Below are 26,026 nucleotides of genomic sequence, written 5' to 3' on the forward strand. Positions count from 1 at the left end.
TCTTCGTCATCAACCATGTCACATTTGTTCAGGAACACGATGATGTACGGAACGCCTACCTGACGACCCAGCAGGATGTGCTCACGAGTCTGCGGCATCGGGCCGTCAGTCGCAGCAACTACCAGGATCGCGCCGTCCATCTGAGCAGCACCAGTGATCATGTTTTTAACATAGTCGGCGTGCCCCGGGCAGTCTACGTGTGCGTAGTGACGGGTCGGGGTGTCATATTCAACGTGAGAAGTGTTGATGGTGATACCACGAGCTTTTTCTTCCGGCGCGTTATCGATCTGGTCGAATGCACGAGCAGCACCGCCGTAGGTTTTAGCCAGTACGGTGGTGATTGCAGCGGTCAGAGTAGTTTTACCGTGGTCAACGTGGCCGATAGTACCAACGTTAACGTGCGGTTTTGTACGTTCAAATTTTTCTTTAGACACGGCTATATTCCTTACTATAGTGCTCTCCCCTTCAGGAGAGAGCACGGGACTTTGGTATTAACCCTTAGGCTTATTTACCACGGGCTTCAATTACGGCCTGAGCAACGTTACTCGGCGCTTCATCATACTTCAGGAATTCCATGGTGTATGATGCACGACCTTTGGTCAGAGAACGCAGCTGAGTTGCGTATCCGAACATTTCAGACAGCGGTACTTCAGCGTGGATCTTAACGCCAGTAACTTCAGATTCCTGACCTTTGAGCATACCACGACGACGGCTCAAGTCACCGATAACGTCACCGGTGTTCTCTTCTGGAGTTTCTACTTCAACCTTCATGATCGGCTCAAGCAGAACTGGTTTCGCTTTCTTAAAGCCTTCTTTAAAGGCGATAGAAGCAGCCAGTTTAAACGCCAGTTCAGAGGAGTCAACGTCATGGTAAGAACCGAAGTGCAGACGAACACCCATGTCTACTACCGGGTAGCCTGCCAGCGGACCTGCTTTCAGCTGTTCCTGGATACCTTTATCAACGGCCGGGATGTATTCGCCAGGGATTACACCACCTTTAATGTCGTTGATGAACTCGTAGCCTTTCGGGTTTGAACCCGGCTCCAGCGGGTACATGTCGATAACAACATGACCATACTGACCACGACCACCAGACTGTTTCGCGTGTTTACCTTCAACATCGGTAACTTTCTGGCGGATAGTTTCACGGTAAGCAACCTGCGGTTTACCTACGTTCGCTTCAACGTTGAATTCACGCTTCATACGGTCAACGATGATGTCGAGGTGCAGTTCGCCCATACCCGCGATGATGGTCTGGTTAGATTCTTCGTCAGTCCATACACGGAAAGACGGGTCTTCTTTAGCCAGACGGCCCAGAGCCAGACCCATTTTTTCCTGGTCAGCTTTGGTTTTCGGTTCAACTGCGATGGAGATTACCGGCTCAGGGAATTCCATACGTTCCAGAATGATCGGCGCATCCGGGTCACACAGGGTGTCACCAGTGGTTACGTCTTTCAGACCGATTGCAGCAGCGATGTCGCCCGCGCGAACTTCTTTGATCTCTTCACGTTTGTTAGCGTGCATCTGAACGATACGACCGAAACGCTCACGTGCAGCTTTCACGGAGTTCAGTACGGTATCACCAGAGTTAACCACACCGGAGTAAACACGGAAGAAGGTCAGGTTACCAACAAACGGGTCGGTAGCGATTTTGAACGCCAGTGCAGAGAACGGCTCGTCATCACTTGCGTGACGTTCAGCCGGAGTGTCTTTACCGTCGTCCAGGATACCGTTGATCGCAGGTACGTCAACCGGGGATGGCAGGTAATCAATTACCGCATCCAGCATCGCCTGAACACCTTTGTTCTTGAACGCAGAACCACAGGTTACCAGGATGATTTCGTTGTTCAGAACGCGCTGACGCAGAGCACCTTTGATTTCTGCTTCAGTCAGTTCTTCACCACCCAGGTATTTTTCCATCAGCTCTTCAGAAGCTTCAGCTGCGGATTCGATCAGGTACTGGTGCCATTCGTTAGCCAGTTCAACCATGTCTGCCGGGATATCTTCGTATTCGAAGGTTACGCCCTGGTCAGCGTCGTTCCAGTTGATAGCTTTCATTTTCACCAGGTCAACAACACCGGTGAAATGTTCTTCAGCACCAATCGCCAGCTGCAGCGGAACCGGGTTCGCGCCCAGACGGGTTTTGATCTGGTTAACAACTTTCAGGAAGTTCGCACCCATGCGGTCCATTTTGTTAACGAACGCAATGCGCGGAACTTTATATTTGTTTGCCTGACGCCATACGGTTTCAGACTGCGGCTGAACACCACCAACTGCGCAGTAAACCATTACCGCACCATCGAGAACACGCATGGAACGTTCTACTTCGATTGTGAAGTCAACGTGCCCCGGGGTGTCGATGATGTTGATGCGATGCGGCTCATACTGCTTAGCCATACCAGACCAGAATGCAGTAGTTGCAGCGGAAGTGATGGTAATACCACGTTCCTGCTCCTGCTCCATCCAGTCCATGGTTGCAGCGCCGTCATGAACTTCACCGATTTTATGGTTTACACCGGTGTAGAACAGAATACGTTCGGTAGTAGTGGTTTTACCGGCGTCGATGTGCGCACTGATACCGATGTTACGGTAACGTGCGATGGGTGTTGTACGAGCCATTTGTTTCCTCGTTTATCTTTTAGGCGTTCAATTTAAGTAGCCCAAAGCGGGCTGCTTACTGGAAGCGCCCGCCTGGTGACTAAAACTCCGAAGGGATTACCAACGGTAGTGTGCGAACGCCTTGTTGGCTTCGGCCATACGGTGAACGTCTTCACGTTTCTTAACTGCAGTACCTTTGTTTTCTGCAGCATCGGAAAGTTCGTTCGCCAGGCGCAGAGCCATGGATTTATCACCGCGTTTACGAGCAGCTTCAACGATCCAACGCATTGCCAGAGCATTACGACGAACCGGACGGACTTCAACTGGTACCTGATAAGTAGAACCACCAACGCGGCGAGACTTAACTTCTACAGTCGGGCGCACGTTTTCGAGAGCTACTTCGAATGCTTCCAGTTCAGATTTACCAGAGCGCTGAGCCAGGGTCTCCAGCGCGCTGTATACGATAGATTCAGCAGTAGATTTTTTACCATCTACCATCAGGATATTTACAAATTTAGCCAGCAGTTCTGATCCGAACTTCGGATCCGGCAGAATTTTACGCTGACCAATGACGCGACGACGTGGCATGGAAATACTCCGTTGTTAATTCAGGATTGTCCAAAACTCTACGAGTTTAGTTTGACATTTAAGTTAAAACGTTTGGCCTTACTTAACGGAGAACCATTAAGCCTTAGGACGCTTCACGCCATACTTGGAACGAGCCTGCTTACGGTCTTTAACGCCGGAGCAGTCAAGCGCACCACGTACGGTGTGGTAACGAACACCCGGGAGGTCTTTAACACGACCGCCACGGATCAGGATCACGGAGTGCTCCTGCAGGTTGTGACCTTCACCACCGATGTAGGAAGTCACTTCGAAACCGTTAGTCAGACGAACACGGCATACTTTACGCAGTGCGGAGTTCGGTTTTTTAGGGGTGGTAGTATATACACGGGTACATACGCCACGTTTTTGCGGGCATGCTTCCAGCGCAGGCACGTTGCTTTTCGCAACTTTGCGAGCACGTGGTTTGCGTACCAGCTGGTTAACTGTTGCCATTAAATAGCTCCTGGTTTTAGCTTTTGCTTCGTAAACACGTAATAAAACGTCCTCACACAATATGAGGACGCCGAATTTTAGGGCGGTGTCGAAAAGGTGTCAAGAAATATACAACGATCCCGCCGTCACCAGGCCATCTGGCTGGTGTGCTTAACCGTAAGTCTGACGAAATCAGTATAGTCAATTGGGATGATATCGTTCGAAATTTGAGCACTCAACCCGCGGGCAATGAGGTCTTCGTTCAGGGCATAAACCTTAATGGGGGCATTACGCAGACTTTCAAGGTAGCGGTTGCCGTCAACTGCGGCAGTTACGCCATCCTGCAATAACAGCAGTTCGTCGCCCTCACTGAGCAGACGCAGCAGCGCAGGAAAATCTGTCAGCCAGGGTGAGCGATGTAATGTGTGCAGCATGTACGCCTCAAAATCTCAAAATAACATCGTAGTTGCCGAGTTCGCTGCGTAAGGCTTCTGCTTCAAGCGGCGTGGCTTCGACAACAAATGGTGTCTGCGGATCTAACCCGCGCTCGCGCAGAGAAGCCGCACAAACCCAGCACTGTTCAATGTCGTACAGATCCAACAATTTAAAAGTGGCAATGTAATCACGCGCCAGCACCGCATCGGGCTTTTGTCCTGGCAGAAGCTGAAAAACGCCATCGGCGATAAAGAAGACGGCGAGATCGTCAGTTAAAGCGGAAGTTGCCAGTAAAGCATCTAATCCCTCACGACCAGCCGCGGTGCCATGAGGCGCAGTAGAAAAGACAAACGCTATTCGTTTCATCAGAACTGTACCACCCTGTCACAGGTTAGCGAGGCTTCTGCCAGAGCGCCAAGTCCGCTTAAGGTAAATCCCGGCTGAAGGTTTGACGAGGCCAGCCCCAGTCTTCCTGCTTCAGTTTCATCGACGATACCGCGGCGCAACGCTGCCGCTACGCAGATATTCAGTGCCACGCCATGTTGCGCATTCAACTGTTGCCAGCCGCGCACAAGGTCAAATTCGTCGCTTGCCGGTGAGGTCAATTGGTTAGCGTTATAGACCCCTTCCCGGTAGAAAAAGACGCTACTCAACTCATGGCCTTCTGCTATCAGCGCCTGTGCAAACTGAAAAGCACTACTCGCCTGTTGCGTTCCGTATGCTGGCCCGGTCACCACGATGGCAAAACGCATTACTTATCTTGCCCCTGGAAATCACCGCTCTTGAACTGACGGATATAGAGATAAACAGTATGTTTGGAGATGTTGAGACGATCAGCAACCTGGTTGATCGCATCTTTGATATCGAAAATGCCTTTCTCGTAAAGATTCAACACGATTTGACGATTTTTGGCGTTATTAGAAACATTACGATCGGCGTTCACTTCTTCAATGGTGAACTCCAGTGTTTGGGTAACCAGATCTTCAACCGAAGACGCAAAGTTGACACTTGAACCGACGTCCGGGGTTTCTGGCGGCACAAAAGTGCTCATAATCTGCGAGAAGGGAACATCAAGATTCATATTGATGCACAGCAGACCAATTACACGCTGTTCGCGGTTACGAATCGCGATGGTCAGGGACTTCATTAATACGCCGCTTTTGGCGCGAGTAAAGTAGCATTTAGAAACGCTGCTATCCGCTCCCGTCATGTCGTGCAGCATACGCAGTGCCAGATCGGTAATTGGCGAGCCAATCTTCCGGCCTGTATGTTCGCCGTTGGCAATACGAATGGCTGAACATTTTAAATCCTGCAAAGAGTGCAAAACGATTTCACAGTGGGAACCAATGAGCATCGCTAACCCGTCCACCACCGCTTCGTAGGATTTCAGAATATCAAAATCGGTCTGGTCGAAAGGACGTTGATCCAGTAAATCCAACTCACTGGTTTCGTTGGTTAAAAGCGACCTGGACATGAAAAAAAACACTCCTTTTCAGGAGCCTGTCGTTAACTTTTCAGGGCAGGCTCATTAATGATGCGGGTAATTAAATTAATACAGCGGAGGTTCCGCTTTCCAGCACTAATTATATCCGGCCTGCAATAAAAAAACCGCCGCCTGGTCAGGCGGCGGTTTTTAATGCTTATTTTTTAGCAGAATCTGCTGCTTTAGCATCTGCTTCTGGCTTCGTATCAGCCTTCGGTGCTGGTTTCACGTCCAGCAGTTCTACGTCAAATACCAGAGTAGAGTTCGGTGGGATCCCCGGAACGCCCGCTTTGCCGTAAGCCAGCTCTGGTGGAATAACCAGTTTGATCTTACCGCCTTTCTTGATGTTCTTCAGACCTTCAGTCCAGCCAGGGATCACGCCGTCCAGACGGAACGAGAGCGGTTCACCACGGGTGTATGAGTTATCGAACTCTTTACCGTCGATCAGCGTACCTTTGTAGTTCACCACTACAGTATCGCTGTCTTTCGGTGCTTCGCCTTTACCGGCTTCTACTACCTGATAAACCAGGCCAGTTGAAGAGGTTTTTACACCTTTCTCTTTGGCAAATTTCTCGCGGTACTCTTTACCTTTCGCTTCGTTATCAGCAGCATCTTTTTCCATCTTCGCCTGAGCGGAGGACTTCACGCGTGCTTCAAACGCTTGCAGAGTCTGTTCGATCTCTTGATCGGAGAGTTTGCTTTTATCAGCAAATGCATCCTGAACACCCGCGATTAGCTGATCTTTATCCAGTTTGATGCCCAGCTTTTCTTGTTCTTTCAGAGAATTGTCCATGTAACGACCGAGCGAAGCACCCAGCGCGTAAGCTGATTTCTGATCGTCATTTTTGAACGCTGCTTTGCTGTCAGCAGTTGCAGTTGGTTTCGCCGCTTCGGCAGCAAAAGTGATTGGTGCATGCAGGGCAACGGCCATTGTGGTCGCCAGCAGCGTTACTTTAAACAGTGATTTCATCCATATCTCCAGGATCGGGGCATCTCACCCCTGGGTTAACTATTATCAGAAAGGTACTATAAAACGTTGTCGAACAAATCTACATACAGATACGCCCTATTATCATCTATTTTCAGACTCTTTTTGTTTAAATTAGTTTCGATGACTGCGAAATGAGTGCTGTCTCGGGCAGCAAAGTTAAGTAGAATCCGCGGCGACCATTCGACAAAAGAGGTGAATCATGCAGGATTTAACTTTGGAAGCACGCCTGGCAGAACTGGAGAGCCGGCTGGCTTTTCAGGAAATCACCATTGAAGAACTGAACGTCACGGTGACCGCTCATGAAATGGAGATGGCGAAACTGCGCGATCATCTGCGTCTGCTGACCGAGAAGTTAAAAGCCAGCCAGCCGTCGAACATCGCGTCGCAGGCTGAAGAAACGCCACCGCCGCATTATTGAGGCGTAAAAAAAGCGGGGATTCCCCGCTTTTTTGTCACTTTTTCGGTATTAGTGGCAACCGCAACCGCCGTTACCTTTACCGCCACAGCAGCCTTCGCCACCGTGTTCATGACCGTGATCGTGGCCATGACCGCCGCAGCAACCGTCGTGGTCGTGATCGTGGTGATGATCGTGCGCACCGTGAACGTGACCATGAGCCAGTTCTTCTTCAGTCGCTTCGCGAATCGCCACAACTTCAACGTTGAATTTCAGATTCTGACCAGCCAGCATGTGGTTACCGTCAACCACAACGTGATCGTCTTCAACCGCAGTAATTTCAACCGGTACTGGACCCTGGTCGGTTTCAGCCAGGAAACGCATACCTACCTGCAGTTCATCAACGCCCATAAATACGTCTTTAGGAACGCGCTGCACCAGGTTTTCGTCGTACTGACCGTAAGCGTCGTTCGCGCCAACAGCGACATCAAATTTGTCGCCAACTTCATGACCTTCCAGCGCTGTTTCCAGGCCAGAGATCAGGGAACCGTGACCATGCAGATAGTCCAGCGGCGCACTCACCGGAGACTCATCAACCAACACACCGTCTTCTGTACGTACCTGATAGGCCAGGCTGACCACCAGGTCTTTTGCTACTTTCATGATATCTCCTGAGCATGGGAAGAATAGTGGCGCAGATTGTAGCGGAATTCTGCAGCCGTGTACTCACTAGCTTAAAAAAACTCGGCGCATATCGCTAGTCCGGATGAAAAATCCCGATCACTTGTTCATCTTTGCGAACGTGATCGCGGGCTTCTTTATCGACTTCACGCATCTGGTGTCCACACTTAACACATTCAACAATATCAATATTATTTTCGCGCCACATCGCCATGGAATCTTGCGCCTGACAGGCCGGGCATTTTGCGCCCGCGATAAAACGTTTTCGGATTGCCATCTTTACCCTCTACTCAAATTCATCCCAGCCGTCCAGCTGGCGTCGTTCTTGTTGCATCTCACGCTGGAAAATCTCTTCCAGTTCGCGTCGGGCTTCCCTGGCGCGAGAAATTTGTACGGTATCGGCATGCATCGGGATAAGCTCCCGCAGCATACGCATATCCAGGCGACGAAAATGCAGCTGCGCCCGCTGTGCCTGATGCGGGTGCATCCCAAGCGTAACCAGCGTTTTGCGCCCCAGCTCTAACGCACTGGAGAATGTCTCACGGGAAAACTGCGTCACCCCTGCCTGTAATAACTCATGCGCTTCCACACGTCCGCGCGCTCGCGCAAGAATATGCAAATGCGGGAAGTGTTGCTGGCAAATCTCCACCAGCTTCATGGTGTCTTCCGGCTCGTTACAGGTAATGACAATAGACTCTGCGGCCTCTGCACCCGCAGAACGTAAAAGATCTACCTGCGTGGCGTCGCCGTAATAAACTTTGTAGCCATATTTACGCATCAGGTTAACAGCGCTGATATCCCGCTCCAGCACAGTAATGCGCATTTTATTTGCCATCAGCAAACGACCAATCACCTGACCAAAACGCCCAAAGCCCACGACAATGACCTGCGGTTTATCATCGTTGACCCACGGTTTTTCGTCTTCTTCTTCCGGTCCGTTAAACTGGCGGGATAGCCATTTATCCACCAGCTTCATCAGCAGCGGCGTGGTCATCATGGAAAGCGTCACCGTCACCAGCAACAGCGCCATCTGGTCGCCCTGGAATAAGCGTTGTGAAGAAGCGGTAGAAAAGAGTACAAAGGCAAACTCACCACCCTGACTCAATACACCAGCAAACTGCATTCGCTCTGAGCTACGCACGCCATACAGTCGCGCCAGTAGATACAGCACGAGAATTTTCACCGCCACCAGCACAACCACGCTTATCACTACCCACAACAGATGGGTATAAAGCACCCCAAGGTTGAGCGACATCCCGACCGAGATAAAAAATAGCCCGAGCAGCAACCCCTTAAACGGATCGATTGCCGTTTCCAGTTCATGGCGATATTCACTTTCCGCCAGCAGCACGCCTGCAATAAATGTACCGAGCGCCATCGACAGTCCCAGCGCATCCATAAACAATGCGGAACCCAACACCAGCAGCAGCGTCGCGGCGGTGAACACTTCCCGCACGCCAGAAGCTGCAATAAAGCGGAATACCGGACGCAGTAAATAGCGCCCGCCAATCAGCATGCCGACAAACGCCAGCACCTTCATGCCGATTTTCATCCAGTCGAAATGTTCATCTGCTGACCCCGCCAACAACGGCACTAACGCCAGTGCCGGGATCACCGCCAGATCCTGAAACAGTAACACCGAGAAACCTAACTGGCCGGATTCGCTGCGATTCATCCCTTTCTCACGCATCAATTGCAACGCCATTGCAGTTGAAGACATCGCAAGGCCAATGCCACCGACCACTGCCGCCTGCCAGGCGAAATCCGTCAGCATCAATAATCCCGCCAGCAACGCCGCGCTTAACAGCACCTGTGCCGCGCCTACGCCAAAAATCGAACGCCGCAGTTGCCAAAGCTTGGAGGGATTCAACTCCAGGCCGATGATAAACATCAGGAATACCACGCCGAGCTCTGAAAAATGGAGGATCTCATCGACGTCGCTAATAAACCCCAGTCCCCACGGGCCAATTGCAATCCCTGCCAGCAAATATCCCAACACAGCGCCAATACCCAGCCGCGATGCCAACGGCACCGCAGCCACCGCCGCGAAGAGAAACAGCACTCCTGCGAGTAAAAAATCGGAACCTTCCATCAGCGGCCTCCTGGAGACAGTGGATTTGCCAGCCAGTCACCGTAGGCTCTGGCGTGGCTCGCCAGCTCCTGTGCGCTTTGCCGTCTCGCCCAGTAAATAATGATGGGGCTTAACCAATGCATCCGGCACATGCCCGCCGCCAGTTCAAAGGGGCGCAGAACATCGCTCATCGGGTAGCGATTCAATGCGTCATAACGGTAAGCACTTTCCGGCTCGCCGGTGGTAATCACGCTACGCCAGTACTTTCCCGCCAGTTGGTTTCCCCCCGGCCCGCTGGCAAAACCACGACTTAATACCCGGTCCAGCCACTCTTTCAGTAGCGCCGGGCAGCTATAGGTATAAAGAGGATGCTGAAAGACAATCACCTCGTGCCCGCGCAGTAATGCCTGCTCACGGGGGATATCAATAAAAAAATCGGGATAGTGCGCGTAAAGGTCGTGCACGGTAACATTGCTGAGCTGCGTGGCCGGTTTAAGCAGGACCCGGTTTGCCACCGAGTCCTGAGATTCCGGATGGGCATACAGCAGCAAAACTTTCGCTGGCTGAGACATCATCCCCCTCCCGGTATGGTTTTTGTGTATAGTCGCTGTTTTGGGCTACCATTGCGCCCGGTGCGGCAGCTCGCCCATACATTACATTATCATAATGATAAGTTAACATAGTCTGAACATACGGCGCCTTATGATTGTTTTCTCCTCGTTACAAATTCGTCGCGGCGTGCGCGTCCTGCTGGATAATGCCACCGCCACCATCAACCCCGGGCAGAAAGTCGGCCTGGTGGGTAAAAACGGCTGTGGTAAATCTACCCTGCTGGCATTGCTGAAAAATGAAATCAGCGCCGACGGCGGCAGCTACACCTTTCCGGGAAGCTGGCAACTGGCGTGGGTGAATCAGGAAACGCCGGCGTTACCGCAAGCGGCGCTGGAATATGTCATTGATGGCGACCGTGAATATCGCCAACTGGAAGCGCAACTCCACGACGCCAACGAACGTAACGACGGGCATGCCATCGCGACCATTCACGGCAAGCTGGACGCTATCGACGCATGGAGTATTCGCTCCCGCGCCGCCAGCCTGCTGCACGGCCTCGGTTTCAGCAATGAACAACTGGAGCGCCCGGTGAGTGATTTCTCCGGTGGCTGGCGTATGCGTCTTAACCTTGCCCAGGCGCTGATTTGCCGTTCAGACTTACTGCTGCTCGACGAACCAACTAACCACCTCGATCTCGATGCCGTTATCTGGCTGGAAAAATGGCTGAAGAGCTATCAGGGCACGCTGATCCTGATCTCTCACGACCGCGATTTCCTCGATCCGATCGTTGATAAAATTATTCATATCGAACAACAAAGCATGTTCGAGTACACCGGTAACTACAGCTCGTTTGAAGTGCAGCGCGCCACCCGTCTGGCGCAGCAACAGGCGATGTACGAAAGCCAGCAGGAACGCGTGGCGCATCTGCAAAGTTATATCGACCGTTTCCGTGCCAAAGCCACCAAAGCGAAGCAGGCCCAGAGCCGCATTAAGATGCTCGAGCGCATGGAGCTGATTGCCCCCGCGCACGTCGACAACCCGTTTCGCTTTAGCTTCCGCGCGCCGGAAAGCCTGCCAAATCCGTTACTGAAGATGGAAAAGGTCAGCGCAGGCTATGGCGATCGCATTATTCTCGACTCGATTAAACTGAATCTGGTCCCCGGTTCGCGCATTGGTCTGTTAGGTCGCAACGGCGCGGGTAAGTCGACATTAATCAAACTGTTAGCCGGTGAACTTGCGCCAGTCAGCGGTGAAATTGGCCTGGCGAAAGGGATCAAGCTCGGTTACTTCGCCCAGCATCAACTGGAATACCTGCGCGCCGACGAATCACCTATTCAACATCTGGCACGTTTAGCGCCGCAGGAGCTGGAGCAAAAACTGCGTGATTACCTCGGCGGTTTTGGTTTCCAGGGCGATAAAGTGACAGAAGAAACGCGCCGCTTCTCCGGTGGAGAAAAAGCCCGCCTGGTGCTGGCATTAATCGTCTGGCAACGTCCGAATCTGCTGCTGCTCGACGAACCGACCAACCACCTTGACCTCGACATGCGTCAGGCACTGACTGAAGCGTTGATCGAGTTTGAAGGCGCGCTGGTTGTCGTTTCGCACGACCGTCATTTACTGCGTTCCACTACTGACGATCTCTATCTGGTTCACGATCGTAAAGTCGAACCGTTCGACGGCGATCTGGAAGATTATCAACAGTGGTTGAGCGACGTACAAAAGCAGGAAAACCAGACCGACGACGCGCCAAAAGAGAACGCGAACAGCGCCCAGGCACGTAAAGATCAGAAGCGTCGGGAAGCGGAGCTGCGTGCGCAAACCCAGCCACTGCGTAAAGAGATTGCCCGTCTGGAAAAAGAGATGGAGAAGCTGAACGCGCAACTGGCGCAGGCGGAAGAAAAATTGGGCGACAGCGAGCTGTACGACCAGAGCCGTAAAGCGGAGCTGACCGCCTGCCTGCAACAACAAGCGAGCGCTAAATCCGGGCTGGAAGAATGCGAAATGGCATGGCTGGAGGCCCAGGAGCAGCTTGAGCAGATGCTGCAGGAAGGCCAAAGCAACTGATGGCGCAGATAACGACGACCGATGCCAATGAATTCAGCAGCAGTGCTGAATTCATCCCTATGCGCGGTTTCCGCAATTGCCATCTACAAACCATGCTGCCGCGTCTGTTTCGTCGTCAGGTGAAATTCACTCCGCACTGGCAGCGGCTGGAGTTGCCCGACGGCGATTTTGTCGATCTCGCGTGGAGTGAAGACCCTGCACAGGCGAAACATAAACCGCGTCTGGTGGTGTTTCATGGTCTGGAAGGCAGTCTCAATAGCCCTTACGCCCACGGCTTGGTTGATGCGGCGAAAAAGCGCGGCTGGCTGGGTGTGGTGATGCATTTTCGCGGATGCAGCGGTGAACCTAATCGCATGCGCCGCATTTACCATTCGGGCGAAACCGAAGACGCCAGTTGGTTTTTACGCTGGCTGCAACGTGAGTTTGGTCATGCGCCAACGGCTGCCGTCGGCTATTCGCTCGGCGGTAATATGCTGGCCTGTTTGCTGGCAAAAGAAGGCAATGATCTCCCGATTGATGCGGCAGTGATTGTCTCCGCGCCGTTTGTGCTGGAAGCCTGTAGTTACCATATGGAAAAGGGCTTTTCCCGCGTTTATCAGCGTTATTTGCTGAACCTGCTAAAAGCCAATGCGGCGCGCAAGCTGGCGGCCTACCCCGGTACGCTACCGATTAATCTCGCGCAGTTAAAATCGGTACGTCGCATCCGTGAATTTGACGATCTGATCACCGCCAGAATTCACGGCTACGCCGACGCTATCGACTATTATCGTCAGTGTAGCGCCATGCCGATGCTGAACCGGATCGCCAAACCGACGCTGATTATTCACGCCAAAGACGATCCGTTTATGGATCACCAGGTGATCCCGAAACCGGAAAATCTTCCTCCGCAAGTAGAGTATCAACTGACCGAACATGGGGGTCATGTTGGTTTTATTGGCGGTACATTACTTCACCCGCAAATGTGGCTGGAGTCACGCATTCCTGACTGGTTAACAACGTATCTGGAGGCGAAATCATGTTGATTCCCTGGCAAGACATCTCCCCTGAAACGCTGGAAAATTTAATTGAAAGCTTTGTGTTACGTGAAGGCACCGATTATGGTGAACAAGAGCGTACGCTTGAACAGAAAGTCGCCGACGTCAAACGCCAGCTACAGTGCGGAGAAGCGGTACTGGTCTGGTCGGAACTGCACGAGACGGTCAATATCATGCCGCGCAGTCAGTTTCGCGAATAACCTGCAACCGTCGGCGGACGAAATAATAATGATAGCCAAGTCATGGAGTTACTATGTCTGCCAAACATCCGGTCATTGCGGTAACAGGATCCAGCGGCGCGGGGACTACCACCACCAGCCTCGCGTTTCGTAAAATATTCGCCCAGTTAAATCTGCAAGCCGCCGAGGTGGAAGGCGACAGTTTTCACCGCTACACCCGCCCGGAAATGGACATGGCGATCCGCAAAGCGCGCGACGCCGGGCGGCATATCAGCTACTTCGGTCCCGAAGCCAACGACTTCGGCCTGCTGGAACAGACCTTTATTGAATACGGCCAGAGCGGCAAAGGGAAATCTCGCAAATATCTACATACCTACGACGAAGCCGTGCCGTGGAATCAGGTGCCAGGCACATTCACCCCGTGGCAGGCGCTACCGGAACCCACCGATGTGCTGTTTTATGAAGGTTTGCACGGCGGCGTGGTCACACCACAGCATAACGTTGCGCAGCATGTAGACTTACTTGTTGGCGTAGTGCCTATCGTTAACCTAGAGTGGATTCAAAAACTCATCCGCGACACCAGCGAGCGCGGGCACTCACGAGAAGCGGTGATGGACTCTGTAGTGCGTTCAATGGAAGACTATATCAACTACATCACGCCGCAGTTTTCCCGCACCCATCTTAACTTCCAGCGCGTTCCCACCGTCGACACTTCAAACCCGTTCGCGGCAAAAGGCATTCCATCGCTGGATGAAAGCTTTGTGGTGATCCATTTTCGTAATCTGGAAGGGATTGATTTCCCCTGGCTACTGGCGATGTTGCAGGGCTCATTCATTTCCCACATCAATACATTAGTGGTGCCGGGCGGCAAAATGGGTCTGGCAATGGAGTTAATTATGCTGCCGCTGGTGCAACGACTGATGGAAGGGAAGAAAATCGAGTAGCGCCGCTAATAGGCCGGATAAAATACTATCCGGCGTCACAACGGGGTAGTTAAATCACGCGGCGACCACTTCATACGAGTGGGTAATATTCACGGCTTTTTCCAGCATCAGCGCCACTGAACAATATTTCTCAGCAGAGAGATCCACCGCACGCGCAACCGCTGCGTCCTTCAGGTCGCGACCGGTGACGATAAAATGCAAATTGATATGGGTAAACAGGCGCGGAGCCTCTTCGCGGCGTTCAGAGGTTAGTTTTACTTCACAATCAACCACATCCTGACGCCCTTTTTGCAGGATAGAAACCACATCAATGGCGCTACAGCCACCCGCCGCCATCAGCACCATTTCCATCGGGCTGGGCGCTTTATCGCCAGAGTTGCCATCCATTAAAATCTGGTGACCAGAGGCGGATTCACCCAAAAAAGTTAACCCTTCAACCCACTTCACACGCGCTTGCATAATCGGAACTCCATTGCGTCAATTTTCCTGACAGAGTACGCGTACTGACCAAATCGCGCAACGGAAGGCGACCTGGGTCATGCTGAAGCGAGACACCAGGAGACACAGAGCGAAAGCTATGCTAAAACAGTCAGGATGCTACAGTAATACATTGATGTACTGCATGTATGTAAAGGACGTCACATTACCGTGCAGTTCAGTTGATAGCCCCTTCCCAGGTAGCGGGAAGCACATTTCGGCAACCCAGAGACAGCGGCGTTTTCTGGCTCTGGAGAAAGCTTATAACAGAGGATAACCGCGCATGGTGCTTGGCAAACCGCAAACAGACCCGACTCTCGAATGGTTCTTGTCTCATTGCCACATTCATAAGTATCCATCCAAGAGCACGCTTATTCACCAGGGTGAAAAAGCGGAAACGCTGTACTACATCGTTAAAGGCTCTGTGGCAGTGCTGATCAAAGACGAGGAGGGTAAAGAAATGATCCTCTCCTATCTGAATCAGGGTGATTTTATTGGCGAATTGGGCCTGTTTGAAGAAGGCCAGGAACGTAGCGCATGGGTACGTGCAAAAACCGCCTGTGAAGTAGCTGAAATTTCCTACAAAAAATTTCGTCAATTAATTCAGGTTAACCCGGATATTCTGATGCGTCTCTCCGCGCAGATGGCGCGTCGTCTGCAAGTCACTTCAGAGAAAGTAGGCAACCTCGCTTTCCTCGACGTTACAGGTCGCATCGCGCAGACGCTGCTGAATCTGGCGAAACAACCCGATGCCATGACTCACCCGGACGGTATGCAAATTAAAATTACCCGTCAGGAAATCGGTCAGATTGTCGGCTGTTCTCGTGAAACCGTGGGGCGCATTCTGAAGATGCTGGAAGATCAGAACCTGATCTCCGCACACGGGAAAACCATCGTCGTTTACGGCACCCGTTAACCTCATCGGAGTGGCGCGTTACCTGGTAGCGCGCCATTTTGTTTAAACCGATGTGGCGCAGACTGATTTATCATCCTGATATCAACTATGCACTACGACAAACACTGGTGCTATGTTTGCCCGTGGCCGTTGGTCTGTTGTTTGGCGAATTAAGACTCGGCCTGCTGTTTTCACTCGTCCCTGCCTGTTGCAACATTGCGGGGCTTGATACCCCCCATAAACGTTTTTTCAAACGCTTGATTATTGGCGCGTCGCTGTTTGCTACCTGTAGCTTACTGACACAGCTGCTGTTGGAAAAAGATATCTCCCTGCCCTTTCTGCTGACTGGGTTAACGCTGGTACTTGGCGTCACTGCCGAGCTTGGGCCATTACACGCAAAATTGCTTCCTGCATCGCTGCTGGCTGCCATTTTCACCCTCAGTCTGGCGGGATATATGCCGGTATGGGAGCCATTGCTCATTTATGCGTTAGGCACACTCTGGTACGGGCTGTTTAACTGGTTTTGGTTCTGGATCTTGCGCGAACAACCCCTACGCGAATCACTTAGTCTGCTCTACCGTGAACTGGCTGATTACTGTGAAATCAAATACAGTCTGCTCACTCAGCATACCGATCCCGAAAAAGCGCTCCCGCCACTACTGGTACGCCAGCAAAAAGCGGTCGATTTAATTACCCAGTGCTATCAGCAAATGCACATGCTTTCCGCGCAAAATAATACTGACTACAAGCGGATGTTGCGCATTTTCCAGGAAGCTCTGGATTTACAGGAACATATTTCGGTCAGTTTGCATCAACCTGAAGAGGTGCAAAAGTTGGTCGAGCGTAGCCATGCGGAGGAAGTTATCCGCTGGAATGCGCAAACCATCGCCGCTCGCCTGCGCGTGCTGGCTGATGACATTCTTTACCATCGCCTGCCGACGCGTTTTACGATGGAGAAGCAAATTGGTGCACTGGAGAAAATCGCCCGCCAACACCCGGATAACCCCGTGGGGCAATTCTGCTACTGGCACTTCAGCCGCATCGCTCGTGTGCTGCGTACCCAGAAACCACTCTATGCCCGCGATCTGCTGGCGGATAAACAGCGGCGAATGCCATTACTTCCGGCGTTAAAAAGTTATCTTTCATTGAAATCTCCGGCACTGCGCAATGCCGGGCGACTCAGTGTGATGTTGAGCGTCGCCAGCCTGATGGGCACCGCGCTGCATCTGCCGAAGTCGTATTGGATCCTGATGACGGTGTTGCTGGTGACACAAAATGGTTACGGCGCGACCCGTCTGAGGATTGTGAATCGCTCCGTGGGAACCGTGGTCGGGTTAATCATTGCGGGCGTGGCGCTGCACTTTAAAATTCCCGAAGGTTACACCCTGACGCTGATGCTGTTTACCACCCTCGCCAGCTACCTGATATTGCGCAAAAACTACGGCTGGGCAACGGTCGGCTTTACCATTACTGCGGTGTATACCCTGCAACTGTTGTGGCTGAACGGCGAGCAATACATCATTCCGCGTCTTATCGATACCATTATTGGTTGTTTGATTGCCTTCGGTGGCACGGTATGGCTGTGGCCGCAGTGGCAGAGCGGGTTATTGCGTAAGAACGCCCATGATGCTTTAGAAACCTACCAGGAAGCGATTCGTCTGATCCTGAGTAAAGATCCGCAACCAACACCACTGGCCTGGCAGCGAATGCGGGTGAATCAGGCACATAACACTCTGTATAACTCATTGAATCAGGCGATGCAGGAACCAGCATTTAACAGCCATTATCTGGCTGACATGAAACTGTGGGTAACACATAGTCAGTTTATTGTTGAACATATTAATGCCATGACCACGCTGGCGCGAGAACACCGGACATTACCACAGGAGCTGGCGCAAGAGTATTTGCAGTCTTGTGAAATCGCTATTCAACGCTGTCAACAGCGGCTGGAATATGACGAGCCGGGCGGGTCTGGTGACGCCAATATCATAGACGCGCCAGAGATGCTGCCGCACGAAGGCGCGGCTGGTACCCTGGAACAGCATTTACAACGGGTTATTGGCCATCTGAACACCATGCACACCATATCGTCGATGGCGTGGCGTCAGCGACCGCATCATGGGATTTGGTTGAGTCGCAAGTTGCGGGATTCGAAGGCGTAATCAATTCATTGCCAGAAGCGACACCCTTTGCCTGATACGACGCTGACGCGTCTTATTTACGCCCCGACCACCTTCGCCACCGCGTGGGCGAAACGTTGCATCCCTTCATCGATATCCGCATCATCCACCACCAGCGATGGCGCAAAACGCATCACATCCGGCCCAGCGTTCAGCACCATTACGCCAGCCTCGGCACCCGCATAAAGAAAATCACGCGCCTGACCTTTGTACTGAGGTTTCAGCTCCGCGCCAATCAACAACCCCATGCCGCGAATATCGCTAAACACATCAAACTGCTGATCGATCTTCTGCAAATGGTCAACAAAACGCTGGCGTTTCGCCTGAATGCCTTCCAGCACTTCAGGGGTATTGATGATATCAAATGCCGCACCCGCGACTGCACAGGCCAGTGGATTACCGCCGTAGGTGGAACCGTGAGAACCAGGATGAAACGCTGAAGCAATCTCCGCCGTGGTCAGCATGGCGCTAATCGGGAAGCCGCCGCCCAGGGCTTTCGCAGAGGTCAAAATATCTGGCGTCACGCCGTAGTGCATATAGGCAAACAAATCGCCAGTCCGCCCCATTCCACACTGCACTTCATCAAACACCAGCAATGCATGATGCTGATCGCACAACTCACGCAAGCCCTGCAAAAACGCTGGCGTCGCCGCCGTCACGCCACCCTCACCCTGAATAGGCTCAACCACCACCGCGCAGGTATGGTCATCCATCACCGCTTTCACTGCGTGAAGATCATTAAAAGGCACGTGGATAATATCTGCCGGTTTCGGCCCAAAGCCGTCGGAATATTTTGGCTGCCCGCCCACAGAAACGGTAAACAACGAGCGACCATGAAAGGCGTTATGGAAGGCGATGATTTTGGTTTTGAACGGACTATGACGCACGCAGGCGTAGTGACGCGCCAGTTTAAAAGCGGTTTCGTTGGCTTCCGTACCGGAGTTCATAAACACCACGCGTTCGGCAAACGTCGCCTCAATCAGTTTACGCCCAAGACGCAGCGCCGGTTCATTGGTGAAAACGTTGCTGATATGCCACAGGGTTTCCCCCTGGGTTTTTAACGCTTCCACCAGCGCCGGATGGCAATGACCTAACGCCGTTACCGCAATCCCACCCGCGAAATCGACATACTCTTTGCCTTGCTGATCCCAGACTCGGCTGCCCTGACCTTTTACCGGAATAAACTCTGCCGGAGCATAAATCGGCAGAATCACTTCATCGAAAGTCGCGCGTGTAATTGCTGTTTGTTCAATTGCCATCTCATGATCACCCTGTTACGCATAAATCAATGTGAAATTATAATCACAAAATATGCATAAAAAATCACTCAATGGCAATCAGAAATCAGCGATGCAGGAAATTAGCCAGCAGTTGATGTCCTTGTTCGCTAAGAATACTTTCTGGATGGAACTGCACACCTTCCAGATCCCACTGGCGATGGCGAATCCCCATAATCTCCCCGGTTTCGCTCCAGGCCGTCACGTCAAAGCACGCTGGTAATGAGTCAGGTTCCACCACCAGCGAATGGTAGCGCGTCACGGTGAGTGGATTCGCTAGCCCCAGGAATACGCCCTCACCGTTATGTGTAATCGGCGAGGTTTTGCCGTGCATGACCTTTGCGGCGCGCACAACTTTGCCACCAAAAGCCTGCGCCATCGCCTGATGACCGAGGCAGACGCCAAGAATCGGCAAGCGCCCGGCATAGTGACGAATAACGTCAAGGGAGATCCCGGCTTCATCTGGCGTACAGGGGCCGGGTGATATGACAATTTTTTGTGGTTTAAGGGCGTCGATATCTGCCAACGTCAACGCATCGTTGCGCTTAACCAGCACATCGGCCCTCAGTTCACAAAAGTACTGGTAGAGGTTCCAGGTAAAAGAATCGTAGTTATCAATAAGCAGGATCATGGCGGCTCCGGTACGAAAGAACCGCGCTATTTTACTCAGATTCCCCGGCTTCGCTTACCACTTTGCTAAATATCATCTGCAGCGCGGTAAGATCACCCATTGCCCCACTCTGATTTGCCTGATTCCAGGCCTCTTCTTCAATACCCTGCCAGTTCAGTTGATAGCCGGCATGAATCGCCAGTTGCTCGAAGAAGATCCGCTGTGCCAGACCACTTCCCACCCGGAAGGGATGCAGTACGTTGATTTCACAATAGTAGTGCGCCAGCCGCTCGACGAACTTCGCTTTTTCCAGGCCAACCAGATAACCTTCTTCCTCCAGATCCTGCATCAGGGCATTGCCCTCTTTTTCGATATAGGCAAAGTGGCAGAACGGCGTATCGCCCTGATAAATATCGACTTCGCGTAGTTGCCCCGCCCAGTCGAAAATATCCTGATAAAGCTGGCGATGAATAGCGCGCAAATGCGGTAAACCGCGCACCAGCGGACCAAGCTCAATGGCCGCAGCACGCAGCGCCGTCATTTCGTAAGCAGCCTGTTCCAGCCGCTGCTGCTGGCGGATATTCAACCGATTACGCATGATATCAAGGCCAGGATAAAGATACGGATCGCGCCCTTCGCCGAATTTATCGCTCATAGTGCCTCCTCAGCTCTTCAAGGCGTGCTAAAGCCTCTGCGGCAGTAAGAGTGACTGATGGCATCTCGACGCCTTCAAGGCGGCGGCTGGCCTGGAAATTACGATTACGCTGAAGCTCCCAGAGACGGGACTTTTGCTTATCGGTGAGTTTCTTCACTTGATGCCTCCCTGAACGTGTCCGTTTGCCACAAGTATAAGCGGCAAATCCAGGTTACGCCGGGAGAGCAGAGGCGCGGGCAAGATTACCCGCGCGAGAAATCATTACGGCAGGACTTTAGCGGAAAGGATAACTACCGGTTTTGACGGCACATTCTGGTACGGGCCAACATCATGGGTTGGGACCTGGGAAATCTTGTCAGCAACATCCATGCCTTTCACCACTTTGCCAAATACCGCGTAACCGAAATCACGCTGACCGTGGTCGAGGAAGGCGTTATCGGCAACGTTGATAAAGAACTGGCTGGTGGCGCTGTCTTTGTCGGCGGTACGCGCCATCGCGATGGTGCCACGGGTGTTACGCAGACCGTTATCAGCCTCATTTTTGATCGGCGGATTCGGTTTTTTCTGCTGCATCTGCTCGGTAAATCCACCACCCTGAATCATAAAGCCCGGGATCACCCGGTGAAAAGTGGTGTTGTTATAAAAGCCGCTGTTCACATAATCGACGAAATTTTGCACTGATACTGGCGCTTTCTGGCTATCCAGCTCCAGTTCGATATTACCAGCAGAGGTTGTTAACAATACGTGCGGATCCCCTTTCGCTGCCATTGCTTCAGGTGAGAGAGTAGAAAGAGCGAAAACAGCTACAACAGCTGCCAGGGTCGATTTGAACATGAGATTTCCTTAACAGAGCAGAAAAAAAGCAAGTGGAGAGATTCTAAATAGCCTTCAATGACAAGGCCATTCCTTTACCTAATTTTACGCACTTGAAATATATGTAACCTGATGATCACGTATATTTCGTGATGAGAATCACCTTAAATATTGCAAATTAGCAACCGTTTGCAATTAAATATTTAATCAGATCACAAAATCACCTAAAATCGCCCGCTCGCAGCATATCCACTATGCCATTTTATCTTTTAACGCAGGCCAATCATGACTAACAGCAATCGCATCAAGCTCACATGGATTAGCTTTCTCTCCTACGCACTGACCGGTGCGTTGGTTATTGTCACCGGGATGGTGATGGGAAACATCGCCGATTATTTCAATCTGCCTGTTTCCAGTATGAGTAATACCTTCACCTTCCTCAATGCCGGCATTTTAATCTCTATCTTCCTCAACGCCTGGCTGATGGAAATCGTCCCGTTGAAAACGCAGTTACGTTTTGGCTTTCTCCTGATGGTGCTGGCGGTTGCCGGTTTGATGTTCAGCCACAGCCTGGCGCTGTTCTCGGCGGCGATGTTCATTCTCGGGGTGGTTAGCGGCATCACCATGTCGATTGGTACGTTCCTGATAACGCAAATGTATGAAGGGCGTCAGCGCGGTTCCCGCCTGTTATTTACCGACTCCTTCTTCAGCATGGCCGGGATGATTTTCCCGATGATTGCCGCGTATCTGCTGGCACGCAGCATTGAGTGGTACTGGGTTTATGCCTGCATCGGGCTGGTGTACGTCGCTATCTTTATTCTGACCTTCGGCTGTGAGTTCCCGGCACTGGGTAAACATGCGCCAAAAACTGACGCTCCGGTAGCGAAAGAAAAATGGGGGATCGGCGTGCTGTTTCTCTCCATTGCGGCACTGTGCTACATCCTCGGCCAGTTAGGTTTTATCTCCTGGGTGCCGGAGTATGCCAAAGGTCTGGGCATGAGCCTGAACGATGCAGGTACGCTGGTAAGCAACTTCTGGATGTCGTACATGGTTGGCATGTGGGCATTCAGCTTTATTCTTCGCTTCTTTGATCTGCAACGCATTCTGACCGTACTGGCTGGTCTGGCTGCGATTCTAATGTATGTCTTTAACACCGGAACACCGGCACACATGGCGTGGTCAATTCTCGCCCTGGGCTTCTTCTCCAGCGCGATCTATACCACCATCATCACCTTGGGTTCACAGCAGACCAAAGTACCATCGCCAAAACTGGTTAACTTTGTCCTGACCTGCGGGACCATCGGCACCATGTTGACCTTTGTGGTTACCGGACCGATTGTTGAACATAGCGGTCCACAGGCAGCACTGCTCACTGCAAACGGTCTGTACGCTGTGGTATTCGTGATGTGCTTCCTGTTAGGTTTTGTCAGCCGTCACCGTCAGCACAACACCCAGACCTCTCATTAATTGCTCATGCCGGGCGGCGCTATCGTCGTCCGGCCTTTTCTTCTCTTCCCCCGCAACGTGCCTTCATCTCTATAAAACCTTTCATTTTGTGTGTTTTTTACACAAACATGAAATATCAGACAATTCCGTGACTTAAGAAAATTTATACAAATCAGCAATATACCACTTAAGGAGTATATAAAGGTGAATTTGATTTACATCAATAAGCGGGGTTGCTGAATCGTTAAGGTAGGCGGTAATAAAAAAGAAATCGAGGCAAAAATGAGCAAAGTCAGACTCGCAATTATCGGTAACGGTATGGTCGGCCATCGCTTTATCGAAGATCTTCTTGATAAATCTGATGCGGCCAACTTTGATATTACCGTTTTCTGTGAAGAACCGCGCATCGCTTATGACCGCGTACACCTCTCGTCTTACTTCTCTCACCACACCGCCGAAGAGCTGTCGCTGGTGCGCGAAGGCTTCTACGAGAAACACGGCATCAAAGTTCTGGTCGGCGAACGCGCTATCACCATCAACCGTCAGGAGAAGGTGATCCACTCCAGCGCCGGGCGTACCGTTTTTTATGACAAGCTGATCATGGCGACCGGTTCCTATCCGTGGATCCCGCCAATCAAAGGTTCTGATACCCAGGACTGCTTTGTCTATCGCACCATTGAAGACCTCAACGCCATTGAATCCTGCGCCCGTCGCAGCAAGCGCGGTGCCGTTGTTGGTGGCGGCCTGTTAGGTCTGGAAGCCGCTGGCGCGCTGAAAAACTTAGGTATTGAAACCCACGTTATTGAATTTGCCCCTATGCTGATGGCGGAACAGCTTGATCAGATGGGCGGCGAGCAGCTGCGTCGCAAAATCGAGAGCATGGGTGTACGCGTTCACACCAGCAAAAACACCCTTGAGATTGTGCAGGAAGGTGTTGAAGCGCGTAAAACCATGCGTTTTGCCGACGGCAGTGAGCTGGAAGTTGACTTTATCGTCTTCTCTACCGGTATCCGTCCGCGCGATAAGCTGGCAACCCAGTGTGGTCTGGACGTAGCTCCGCGTGGGGGTATCGTCATTAATGATTCCTGCCAGACTTCCGATCCGGATATCTACGCCATCGGGGAATGCGCAAGCTGGAACAACCGTGTATTTGGTCTGGTCGCACCTGGCTACAAAATGGCGCAGGTCGCCGTTGACCACATTCTCGGCAACGAAAACGCCTTTGAAGGTGCTGACCTTAGCGCCAAGTTGAAACTGCTGGGCGTAGACGTAGGCGGTATTGGTGATGCACACGGTCGCACGCCTGGCGCACGTAGCTACGTTTACCTCGACGAAAGCAAAGAGATCTACAAACGCCTGATTGTCAGCGAAGACAACAAAACCCTGCTCGGCGCGGTACTGGTGGGCGATACCAGCGACTACGGTAACCTGCTGCAACTGGTGCTGAACGCTATCGAGCTGCCGGAAAACCCGGATTCCCTGATCCTGCCAGCGCACTCTGGTAGCGGTAAGCCGTCTATCGGTGTTGATAAACTGCCGGACAGCGCGCAAATCTGCTCCTGCTTCGACGTCACCAAAGGCGATCTGATTGCTGCCATCAACAAAGGCTGCCACACCGTTGCGGCGCTGAAAGCCGAAACCAAAGCGGGTACTGGCTGCGGTGGCTGTATCCCGCTGGTCACTCAGGTACTGAACGCGGAACTGGCGAAACAGGGCATCGAAGTTAACAACAACCTGTGCGAACACTTTGCTTATTCGCGTCAGGAACTGTTCCATTTGATCCGCGTTGAAGGCATTAAAACCTTCGAAGAACTGCTGGCGAAACACGGCAAAGGCTACGGTTGTGAAGTTTGTAAACCGACCGTCGGTTCGCTGCTGGCCTCCTGCTGGAACGAATACATTCTGAAGCCGGAACATACTCCGCTGCAGGATTCTAACGACAACTTCCTCGCTAACATCCAGAAAGACGGCACCTACTCGGTGATCCCGCGTTCTCCGGGCGGTGAAATCACCCCGGAAGGGCTGATGGCAGTGGGTCGTATCGCGCGTGAATTTAATCTCTACACCAAAATCACCGGCTCCCAGCGCCTGGCGATGTTTGGCGCACAAAAAGACGATCTGCCGGAGATCTGGCGTCAGCTGATTGAAGCAGGCTTCGAAACCGGCCATGCCTATGCGAAAGCACTGCGTATGGCGAAAACCTGCGTGGGTAGCACCTGGTGCCGCTACGGCGTTGGCGACAGCGTCGGCCTCGGCGTGGAACTGGAAAACCGCTACAAAGGCATCCGTACTCCGCACAAAATGAAGTTCGGTGTCTCCGGCTGTACCCGTGAATGTTCAGAAGCTCAGGGTAAAGACGTGGGTATTATCGCCACTGAAAAAGGCTGGAATCTATACGTTTGCGGTAACGGCGGCATGAAACCGCGTCATGCGGATCTGCTGGCGGCGGATATCGATCGCGAAACGCTGATCAAATACCTCGACCGCTTCATGATGTTCTACATCCGTACCGCCGACAAACTGACGCGTACCGCACCGTGGTTAGAAAACCTCGAAGGCGGCATTGATTACCTGAAAGCGGTGATCATTGACGACAAACTGGGGCTGAACGCACATCTGGAAGAAGAGATGGCGCGCCTGCGTGAAGCGGTAGTGTGTGAGTGGACTGAAACGGTCAACACGCCGTCTGCGCAGACTCGCTTCAAACACTTCATCAACAGCGACAAGCGTGACCCGAACGTGCAGATGGTGCCAGAGCGCGAACAGCACCGTCCGGCAACGCCGTATGAACGTATCCCGGTAACTCTGGTGGAGGACAACGCATGAGCCAGTGGAAAGACATCTGCAAAATCGATGACATCCTGCCTGAAACCGGCGTCTGCGCGCTGTTAGGTGACGAGCAGGTCGCGATTTTCCGCCCGTATCACAGCGATCAGGTGTTTGCGATCAGCAACATCGATCCGTTCTTCGAATCCAGCGTGCTGTCACGCGGGCTGATTGCGGAACACCAGGGCGAGCTGTGGGTCGCCAGCCCGCTGAAAAAACAGCGTTTTCGCTTAAGCGACGGCTTGTGCATGGAAGACGAGCAGTTTTCCGTCAAGCATTACGAAGCACGAGTGAAAGACGGCGTGGTACAGCTACGCGGTTAATGTTTTAACGGGAGGCGCAATGCCTCCCCTTTTTGCATTGTCCTGTAATGACCTTCGGTA

Annotated in this window: 29 protein-coding genes; 10 read left to right on the forward strand and 19 right to left on the reverse strand. The window is 52.1% G+C overall.

Translation table 11 applies throughout. The features are described from left to right. From D9738_RS20130 to fkpA, 9 genes are all read right to left on the reverse strand, one after another. A partial coding sequence (locus tag D9738_RS20130; protein WP_001477563.1) for a GTP-binding protein occupies nucleotides 1–434 on the reverse strand: 434 nt, incomplete at its 3' end. A gap of 70 nt (nucleotides 435–504) precedes the next feature. Beyond that, the gene (gene fusA / locus D9738_RS20135; RefSeq protein WP_130208915.1) at nucleotides 505–2,619 is read right to left on the reverse strand and encodes an elongation factor G; all 2,115 of its coding nucleotides are present in this window, start codon (nucleotides 2,617–2,619) and stop codon (nucleotides 505–507) included. Between the two features lie 96 nt (nucleotides 2,620–2,715). Then, complete coding sequence (rpsG, locus tag D9738_RS20140; protein WP_001138043.1) at nucleotides 2,716–3,186, reverse strand: 30S ribosomal protein S7; 471 nt, start codon at nucleotides 3,184–3,186, stop codon at nucleotides 2,716–2,718. A 96-nt stretch (nucleotides 3,187–3,282) separates the two neighbouring features. Next, nucleotides 3,283–3,657, reverse strand: a complete 375-nt coding sequence (rpsL, locus tag D9738_RS20145) for a 30S ribosomal protein S12 (RefSeq protein ID WP_000246815.1) — start codon at nucleotides 3,655–3,657, stop codon at nucleotides 3,283–3,285. A 125-nt stretch (nucleotides 3,658–3,782) separates the two neighbouring features. Beyond that, nucleotides 3,783–4,070: a sulfurtransferase complex subunit TusB gene (tusB, locus tag D9738_RS20150; protein ID WP_130261004.1), complete on the reverse strand. Its 288-nt coding sequence runs from the start codon at nucleotides 4,068–4,070 to the stop codon at nucleotides 3,783–3,785. A gap of 7 nt (nucleotides 4,071–4,077) precedes the next feature. After that, on the reverse strand, nucleotides 4,078–4,437 hold the full coding sequence (tusC, locus tag D9738_RS20155) for a sulfurtransferase complex subunit TusC (protein ID WP_130261005.1): 360 nt from the start codon (nucleotides 4,435–4,437) through the stop codon (nucleotides 4,078–4,080). Continuing rightward, complete coding sequence (tusD, locus tag D9738_RS20160; protein ID WP_001209689.1) at nucleotides 4,437–4,823, reverse strand: sulfurtransferase complex subunit TusD; 387 nt, start codon at nucleotides 4,821–4,823, stop codon at nucleotides 4,437–4,439. The genes tusC and tusD overlap by 1 nt, the downstream gene beginning before the upstream one ends. Next, nucleotides 4,823–5,545 carry a transcriptional regulator gene (locus tag D9738_RS20165; protein WP_000091466.1) on the reverse strand — a complete coding sequence of 241 codons (723 nt, stop codon included), beginning with the start codon at nucleotides 5,543–5,545 and terminating at the stop codon, nucleotides 4,823–4,825. Before D9738_RS20165 ends, tusD begins: the two co-directional genes overlap by 1 nt. 166 nt (nucleotides 5,546–5,711) lie before the next feature. Continuing rightward, a complete protein-coding gene (fkpA, locus tag D9738_RS20170) occupies nucleotides 5,712–6,524 on the reverse strand; it encodes an FKBP-type peptidyl-prolyl cis-trans isomerase (RefSeq protein WP_130208921.1) in 813 nt (270 codons plus the stop codon). Nucleotides 6,525–6,744: 220 nt separating this feature from the next. Between fkpA and D9738_RS20175 the strand changes: the two genes are divergently transcribed. After that, on the forward strand, nucleotides 6,745–6,963 hold the full coding sequence (locus D9738_RS20175; protein WP_064527535.1) for a protein SlyX: 219 nt from the start codon (nucleotides 6,745–6,747) through the stop codon (nucleotides 6,961–6,963). Between the two features lie 48 nt (nucleotides 6,964–7,011). Here the strand turns inward: D9738_RS20175 and slyD are convergent, their stop codons facing one another. From slyD to kefG, 4 genes are all read right to left on the reverse strand, one after another. Further along, nucleotides 7,012–7,602, reverse strand: coding sequence for a peptidylprolyl isomerase (gene slyD, locus D9738_RS20180; RefSeq protein ID WP_000861334.1), 591 nt, complete (start codon nucleotides 7,600–7,602; stop codon nucleotides 7,012–7,014). A gap of 94 nt (nucleotides 7,603–7,696) precedes the next feature. Beyond that, complete coding sequence (locus tag D9738_RS20185) at nucleotides 7,697–7,897, reverse strand: YheV family putative zinc ribbon protein (RefSeq protein ID WP_001007734.1); 201 nt, start codon at nucleotides 7,895–7,897, stop codon at nucleotides 7,697–7,699. A gap of 9 nt (nucleotides 7,898–7,906) precedes the next feature. Further along, complete coding sequence (gene kefB / locus D9738_RS20190) at nucleotides 7,907–9,712, reverse strand: glutathione-regulated potassium-efflux system protein KefB (protein ID WP_000399122.1); 1,806 nt, start codon at nucleotides 9,710–9,712, stop codon at nucleotides 7,907–7,909. Beyond that, nucleotides 9,712–10,263, reverse strand: a complete 552-nt coding sequence (gene kefG, locus D9738_RS20195; RefSeq protein ID WP_130261043.1) for a glutathione-regulated potassium-efflux system ancillary protein KefG — start codon at nucleotides 10,261–10,263, stop codon at nucleotides 9,712–9,714. Before kefG ends, kefB begins: the two co-directional genes overlap by 1 nt. 130 nt (nucleotides 10,264–10,393) lie before the next feature. Here kefG and D9738_RS20200 point away from each other — a divergent pair, with 130 nt between their 5' ends. The 4 genes from D9738_RS20200 to D9738_RS20215 are packed head-to-tail and all read left to right on the forward strand — an operon-like array spanning nucleotide 10,394 to nucleotide 14,464. Beyond that, nucleotides 10,394–12,307, forward strand: a complete 1,914-nt coding sequence (locus D9738_RS20200) for an ABC transporter ATP-binding protein (RefSeq protein ID WP_130208923.1) — start codon at nucleotides 10,394–10,396, stop codon at nucleotides 12,305–12,307. Then, a complete protein-coding gene (locus D9738_RS20205) occupies nucleotides 12,307–13,329 on the forward strand; it encodes a hydrolase (protein ID WP_130261006.1) in 1,023 nt (340 codons plus the stop codon). Before D9738_RS20200 ends, D9738_RS20205 begins: the two co-directional genes overlap by 1 nt. Then, complete coding sequence (locus D9738_RS20210) at nucleotides 13,323–13,541, forward strand: YheU family protein (protein ID WP_064527543.1); 219 nt, start codon at nucleotides 13,323–13,325, stop codon at nucleotides 13,539–13,541. The genes D9738_RS20205 and D9738_RS20210 overlap by 7 nt, the downstream gene beginning before the upstream one ends. A 53-nt stretch (nucleotides 13,542–13,594) precedes the next feature. Next, on the forward strand, nucleotides 13,595–14,464 hold the full coding sequence (locus tag D9738_RS20215; RefSeq protein ID WP_130261007.1) for a phosphoribulokinase: 870 nt from the start codon (nucleotides 13,595–13,597) through the stop codon (nucleotides 14,462–14,464). Between the two features lie 54 nt (nucleotides 14,465–14,518). Here the strand turns inward: D9738_RS20215 and D9738_RS20220 are convergent, their stop codons facing one another. Continuing rightward, complete coding sequence (locus D9738_RS20220) at nucleotides 14,519–14,923, reverse strand: OsmC family protein (protein ID WP_001148908.1); 405 nt, start codon at nucleotides 14,921–14,923, stop codon at nucleotides 14,519–14,521. Between the two features lie 301 nt (nucleotides 14,924–15,224). Here D9738_RS20220 and crp point away from each other — a divergent pair, with 301 nt between their 5' ends. Together crp and D9738_RS20230 are read left to right on the forward strand one after the other, a co-directional pair. Continuing rightward, on the forward strand, nucleotides 15,225–15,857 hold the full coding sequence (crp, locus tag D9738_RS20225) for a cAMP-activated global transcriptional regulator CRP (protein ID WP_000242755.1): 633 nt from the start codon (nucleotides 15,225–15,227) through the stop codon (nucleotides 15,855–15,857). 50 nt (nucleotides 15,858–15,907) lie between these two features. Further along, a complete protein-coding gene (locus D9738_RS20230) occupies nucleotides 15,908–17,998 on the forward strand; it encodes a YccS/YhfK family putative transporter (protein WP_130261044.1) in 2,091 nt (696 codons plus the stop codon). 56 nt (nucleotides 17,999–18,054) lie between these two features. On the opposite strand, the gene argD is transcribed toward D9738_RS20230, so the two are convergent. The 5 genes from argD to ppiA all read right to left on the reverse strand — a co-directional run bounded on the left by argD (nucleotide 18,055) and on the right by ppiA (nucleotide 21,392). Further along, a complete protein-coding gene (gene argD / locus D9738_RS20235) occupies nucleotides 18,055–19,275 on the reverse strand; it encodes a bifunctional acetylornithine/succinyldiaminopimelate transaminase (protein WP_130261008.1) in 1,221 nt (406 codons plus the stop codon). Between the two features lie 85 nt (nucleotides 19,276–19,360). Continuing rightward, on the reverse strand, nucleotides 19,361–19,924 hold the full coding sequence (pabA, locus tag D9738_RS20240) for an aminodeoxychorismate synthase component 2 (RefSeq protein WP_130261009.1): 564 nt from the start codon (nucleotides 19,922–19,924) through the stop codon (nucleotides 19,361–19,363). A gap of 31 nt (nucleotides 19,925–19,955) precedes the next feature. Then, on the reverse strand, nucleotides 19,956–20,558 hold the full coding sequence (locus tag D9738_RS20245) for a putative adenosine monophosphate-protein transferase Fic (protein WP_130208933.1): 603 nt from the start codon (nucleotides 20,556–20,558) through the stop codon (nucleotides 19,956–19,958). Continuing rightward, complete coding sequence (locus tag D9738_RS20250; RefSeq protein ID WP_130261010.1) at nucleotides 20,548–20,715, reverse strand: YhfG family protein; 168 nt, start codon at nucleotides 20,713–20,715, stop codon at nucleotides 20,548–20,550. Before D9738_RS20250 ends, D9738_RS20245 begins: the two co-directional genes overlap by 11 nt. Nucleotides 20,716–20,819: 104 nt before the next feature. Continuing rightward, nucleotides 20,820–21,392 carry a peptidylprolyl isomerase A gene (gene ppiA, locus D9738_RS20255; RefSeq protein WP_130261011.1) on the reverse strand — a complete coding sequence of 191 codons (573 nt, stop codon included), beginning with the start codon at nucleotides 21,390–21,392 and terminating at the stop codon, nucleotides 20,820–20,822. Nucleotides 21,393–21,656: 264 nt separating this feature from the next. Here ppiA and tsgA point away from each other — a divergent pair, with 264 nt between their 5' ends. The 3 genes from tsgA (at nucleotide 21,657) to nirD (ending at nucleotide 25,966) form a co-directional block, all read left to right on the forward strand. Then, nucleotides 21,657–22,838: an MFS transporter TsgA gene (tsgA, locus tag D9738_RS20260; protein WP_130261012.1), complete on the forward strand. Its 1,182-nt coding sequence runs from the start codon at nucleotides 21,657–21,659 to the stop codon at nucleotides 22,836–22,838. Nucleotides 22,839–23,099: 261 nt separating this feature from the next. Continuing rightward, nucleotides 23,100–25,643, forward strand: coding sequence for an NADPH-nitrite reductase large subunit (gene nirB, locus D9738_RS20265; RefSeq protein WP_000049201.1), 2,544 nt, complete (start codon nucleotides 23,100–23,102; stop codon nucleotides 25,641–25,643). Beyond that, entirely contained in the window at nucleotides 25,640–25,966 is a 327-nt protein-coding gene (gene nirD / locus D9738_RS20270) for a nitrite reductase small subunit NirD (RefSeq protein ID WP_000084764.1), read from the forward strand. The genes nirB and nirD overlap by 4 nt, the downstream gene beginning before the upstream one ends. Nucleotides 25,967–26,026 lie beyond the last annotated feature (60 nt).

Origin of the sequence: Escherichia sp. E10V5 (genome assembly GCF_004212315.1) — a bacterium.
GTDB lineage: Bacteria > Pseudomonadota > Gammaproteobacteria > Enterobacterales > Enterobacteriaceae > Escherichia.